The 5,529-nt window shown below is 55.9% G+C and carries 3 rRNA genes; all 3 read right to left on the bottom strand.

Annotation, left to right across the window (positions count from 1 at the left end):
• Window positions 1-2 precede the first annotated feature (2 nt).
• The 3 genes from rrf to HOQ23_RS20400 all read right to left on the bottom strand — a co-directional run bounded on the left by rrf (window position 3) and on the right by HOQ23_RS20400 (window position 5,316).
• A 5S ribosomal RNA gene (rrf, locus tag HOQ23_RS20410) occupies window positions 3-119 on the bottom strand.
• Between the two features lie 155 nt (window positions 120-274).
• A 23S ribosomal RNA gene (locus HOQ23_RS20405) occupies window positions 275-3,394 on the bottom strand.
• Between the two features lie 404 nt (window positions 3,395-3,798).
• A 16S ribosomal RNA gene (locus HOQ23_RS20400) occupies window positions 3,799-5,316 on the bottom strand.
• Together the 16S, 23S and 5S rRNA genes form the textbook arrangement of a ribosomal RNA operon.
• Window positions 5,317-5,529: the final 213 nt, after the last annotated feature.

The following is a 5,529-nucleotide window of genomic DNA, read 5'->3' as shown; positions in this document are numbered from 1 at the left end:
TTGTCCGGCGGCGTCCTACTCTCCCACAACCTCTCGGTTGCAGTACCATCGGCGCTGAAAGGCTTAACTTCCGGGTTCGGGATGGGACCGGGTGTTTCCCTTTCGCTATGGCCGCCGTAACTCTATCGACTCCACCCATCACCACCATCCGTTGCCGGGGTGGGTGTCTGGGGAGCCAAGCCACTATTCACATGTATGTGCCATGTGTTGTCTGTGTTGGATCGTGGACGCGATCATGCGCAATTCAGGCGTTGTCGTTTCAGTAAAGTGAGTGTAAGACAAGCCCTCGGCCTATTAGTACCGGTCGGCTAGGCATTGCTGCTGTACACCTCCGGCCTATCAACCCAGTGTTCTGCTGGGGGCCTTACCCCGTTAACCGGGTGGGAAACCTCATCTTGAAACGTGCTTCCCGCTTAGATGCATTCAGCGGTTATCACTTCCGAACGTAGCCAACCAGCCGTGCCCCTGGCGGGACAACTGGCACACCAGAGGTTCGTCCATCCCGGTCCTCTCGTACTAGGGACAGCCTTTCTCAAGTTTCCTGCGCGCGCGGCGGATAGGGACCGAACTGTCTCACGACGTTCTAAACCCAGCTCGCGTGCCGCTTTAATGGGCGAACAGCCCAACCCTTGGGACCTGCTCCAGCCCCAGGATGCGACGAGCCGACATCGAGGTGCCAAACCATCCCGTCGATATGGACTCTTGGGGAAGATCAGCCTGTTATCCCCGGGGTACCTTTTATCCGTTGAGCGACGCCGCTTCCACATGCCGACGCCGGATCACTAGTTCCGACTTTCGTCCCTGCTCGACATGTCTGTCTCACAGTCAAGCTCCCTTGTGCACTTACACTCAACACCTGATTGCCAACCAGGCTGAGGGAACCTTTGAGCGCCTCCGTTACATTTTAGGAGGCAACCGCCCCAGTTAAACTACCCATCAGGCACTGTCCCTGATCCGGATTACGGACCTAGGTTAGACATCTAGTACGACCAGAGTGGTATTTCAACGATGACTCCACAACCACTGGCGTGGCCACTTCACAGTCTCCCACCTATCCTACACAAGCCGAACCAAACACCAATACCAAACTATAGTAAAGGTCCCGGGGTCTTTCCGTCCTGCCGCGCGTAACGAGCATCTTTACTCGTAGTGCAATTTCGCCGAGTCCACGGTTGAGACAGCGCCCAAGTCGTTACTCCATTCGTGCAGGTCGGAACTTACCCGACAAGGAATTTCGCTACCTTAGGATGGTTATAGTTACCACCGCCGTTTACTGGGGCTTAAGTTCTCAGCTTCGAACTTGCGTTCTAACCGGTCCCCTTAACCTTCCAGCACCGGGCAGGAGTCAGTCCGTATACATCGTCTTACGACTTAGCACGGACCTGTGTTTTTAGTAAACAGTCGCTTGGGCCTGGTCTCTGCGGCCCTTCACGCTTCCCCAGCAAGTGGGTACACGATCCGGGCCCCCCTTCTCCCGAAGTTACGGGGGCATTTTGCCGAGTTCCTTAACCATGGTTCGCTCGATCGCCTTGGTATTCTCTACCTGATCACCTGAGTCGGTTTGGGGTACGGGCGGCGCATAGCTCGCTAGAGGTTTTTCTCGACAGCATAGGATCACCGACTTCCCCAAAAGGGTCCCCATCACATCTCAGGATCGACATCAAAGTCAGCCACCCGGATTTGCCTAGGCGGCTCCCTATATGCTTGGCCGTACACAACCATCGGTACGGTTCGACTACCTTCCTGCGTCACCCCATCGCTTGACTACTACCAGATCGGGTCCCACGCTACGCCGCAGCCTCTTCCCCCGAAGGAGTCGATAACCGCGGTTTCAGATGGTTAGCATCACCAGGTTCGTCATGGGCGCTACTTTGCCGGTACGGGAATATCAACCCGTTGTCCATCGACTACGCCTGTCGGCCTCGCCTTAGGTCCCGACTTACCCAGGGCAGATTAGCTTGACCCTGGAACCCTTGATCATTCGGCGCAGGAGTTTCTCACTCCTGATTCGCTACTCATGCCTGCATTCTCACTCGTGTCGCATCCACCACTAGATCACTCTGCGGCTTCACCCGCGACACGACGCTCCCCTACCCATCCACACACCCTTTCGGGCTCTCCACACAAGGTGGGTGCGAATGCCATAGCTTCGGCGGATGACTTGAGCCCCGCTACATTGTCGGCGCGGAATCACTTGACCAGTGAGCTATTACGCACTCTTTCAAGGGTGGCTGCTTCCAAGCCAACCTCCTGGTTGTCACTGCGACTCCACATCCTTTTCCACTTAGTCACCGCTTAGGGGCCTTAGCTGATGGTCTGGGCTGTTTCCCTCTCGACTACGGAGCTTATCCCCCGCAGTCTCACTGCTGCGCTCTCACTTACCGGCATTCGGAGTTTGGCTAACGTCAGTAACCTGGTAGGGCCCATCGGCTATCCAGTGCTCTACCTCCGGCAAGAAACACGCAACGCTGCACCTAAATGCATTTCGGGGAGAACCAGCTATCACGAAGTTTGATTGGCCTTTCACCCCTATCCACAGGTCATCCCCTCAGTTTTCAACCTAAGTGGGTTCGGTCCTCCACGCGGTCTTACCCGCGCTTCAACCTGCCCATGGATAGATCACTTCGCTTCGGGTCTTGAGCGCGCTACTGAAACGCCCTATTCGGACTCGCTTTCGCTACGGCTTCCCCACACGGGTTAACCTCGCAACACACCGCAAACTCGCAGGCTCATTCTTCAAAAGGCACGCCGTCACAACCCACAAGGGATCGCTCCGACGGATTGTAGGCACATGGTTTCAGGTACTGTTTCACTCCCCGCCAGGGGTACTTTTCACCTTTCCCTCACGGTACTTGTCCGCTATCGGTCATCAAGGAGTATTTAGGCTTAACAGGTGGTCCTGCCAGATTCACACGGAATTTCAGGGGTTCCGTGTTACTTGGGATCCCACTCGACAGCCACAGCCTTACACCTACGGGGCTATCACCCTCTACGGCTCCACTTTCCAATGGAATTCGACTTCAACTGTGGTTTCTTACTGTCTGGATCGCCGGCAGACGACCCTGAATGGTCCCACAACCCCCCATACGCAACCCCTGCCGGGTATCACACGCATGAGGTTTAGCCTGATCCGATTTCGCTCGCCACTACTCTCGGAATCACTATTGTTTTCTCTTCCTACCGGTACTGAGATGTTTCACTTCCCGGCGTTCCCTCCACACACCCTATATATTCAGGTGCAGGTAACTGGACATGACTCCAGCTGGGTTTCCCCATTCGGACACCCCCGGATCACAGCTTGGTTGCCAACTCCCCGGGGCTTATCGCAGGCTCCTACGTCCTTCATCGGCTCTTGATGCCAAGGCATCCACCATGTGCCCTTCATAGCTTGTCTCACAAACACTCAACAAAAACTACAAAGACTTAATTGCAATATGCACACCAACCCACACCGGATCACTCCGATACAGCTTGCGTGCAAGATGCTCGCGTCCACTATCCAGTTCACAAACAACCAACCCACCAACCACCACCACCCCAACCATCAGGGCAGCAACCGAAGGAGGCACTTGAGCTCACAACCCATGCGGGCTGATCCCTCAAAGCTCAACAGCGTGTCACACGACCAATCCCCACCACACGAACCGCACCAGGTTCCACACCCCACCAGCAAGAGCCGGCGGGATAGTACTGAGGCACGACCATGCACCAGGCACAGCCATTCATCGACGATTCCACTAGTGAACACCACCATGCGCAACCGAACAGGCGCCGGTTGTCGGGGCGTGTGCTCCTTAGAAAGGAGGTGATCCAGCCGCACCTTCCGGTACGGCTACCTTGTTACGACTTCGTCCCAATCGCCAGCCCCACCTTCGACGGCTCCCTCCCACAAGGGGTTAGGCCACCGGCTTCGGGTGTTGCCGACTTTCGTGACGTGACGGGCGGTGTGTACAAGGCCCGGGAACGTATTCACCGCAGCGTTGCTGATCTGCGATTACTAGCGACTCCGACTTCATGGGGTCGAGTTGCAGACCCCAATCCGAACTGAGACCGGCTTTTTGGGATTCGCTCCCCCTCACGGGATCGCAGCCCTTTGTACCGGCCATTGTAGCATGCGTGAAGCCCTGGACATAAGGGGCATGATGACTTGACGTCATCCCCACCTTCCTCCGAGTTGACCCCGGCAGTCTCCTATGAGTCCCCACCATGACGTGCTGGCAACATAGGACGAGGGTTGCGCTCGTTGCGGGACTTAACCCAACATCTCACGACACGAGCTGACGACAGCCATGCACCACCTGTATACCGACTAAAAGGGGCTCTATCTCTAGAGCTTTCCGGCATATGTCAAACCCAGGTAAGGTTCTTCGCGTTGCATCGAATTAATCCGCATGCTCCGCCGCTTGTGCGGGCCCCCGTCAATTCCTTTGAGTTTTAGCCTTGCGGCCGTACTCCCCAGGCGGGGCGCTTAATGCGTTAGCTGCGGCACGGAACCCATGGAATAGGCCCCACACCTAGCGCCCAACGTTTACGGTGTGGACTACCAGGGTATCTAATCCTGTTCGCTCCCCACACTTTCGCTCCTCAGCGTCAGGTAATGCCCAGAGAACCGCCTTCGCCACCGGTGTTCCTCCTGATATCTGCGCATTTCACCGCTACACCAGGAATTCCGTTCTCCCCTGCATACCTCTAGTCTGCCCGTATCGGAAGCCAGCTCAGAGTTAAGCCCTGAGTTTTCACTCCCGACGCGACAAACCGCCTACGAGCCCTTTACGCCCAATAATTCCGGACAACGCTCGCACCCTACGTATTACCGCGGCTGCTGGCACGTAGTTGGCCGGTGCTTCTTCTGTACCTACCGTCACTCTCGCTTCGTCGGTACTGAAAGAGGTTTACAACCCGAAGGCAGTCATCCCTCACGCGGCGTTGCTGGATCAGGCTTTCGCCCATTGTCCAATATTCCCCACTGCTGCCTCCCGTAGGAGTCTGGGCCGTGTCTCAGTCCCAGTGTGGCCGGTCACCCTCTCAGGCCGGCTACCCGTCGAAGCCTTGGTGAGCCATTACCTCACCAACAAGCTGATAGGCCGCGAGCACATCCTGCGCCGAAAAACTTTCCACGACCCACCATGCAGTGGGTCGTCATATCCGGTATTAGCCACCGTTTCCGATGGTTATCCCGAAGCGCAGGGCAGATTACTCACGTGTTACTCACCCGTTCGCCGCTCGTGTACCCCCGAAAGGGCCTTACCGCTCGACTTGCATGTGTTAAGCACGCCGCCAGCGTTCGTCCTGAGCCAGGATCAAACTCTCCGTTGAAAAACAACACCACAACCACTCGAAGAGCAGTCATGGAAAAAGAGATGCCCCTGACAGGAGAAACTAGCTGACAAAAATTGTCTAACCAGAATCATTGTCAAAGAAACCATCGACACCACCAAGGCAAAGCCAAGATCATGTCGACGGGGCATAACAAACTAATTCGTCGACTATATGACACACTGTTGAGTTCTCAAGGATCAGACACACCCG

This window comes from Nocardioides sp. zg-DK7169, from assembly GCF_013155365.1.
GTDB lineage: Bacteria > Actinomycetota > Actinomycetes > Propionibacteriales > Nocardioidaceae > Nocardioides.
The sequence above is the reverse complement of the archived record's forward strand: the minus strand, read 5'-3'. Positions and strand labels throughout refer to the sequence as shown.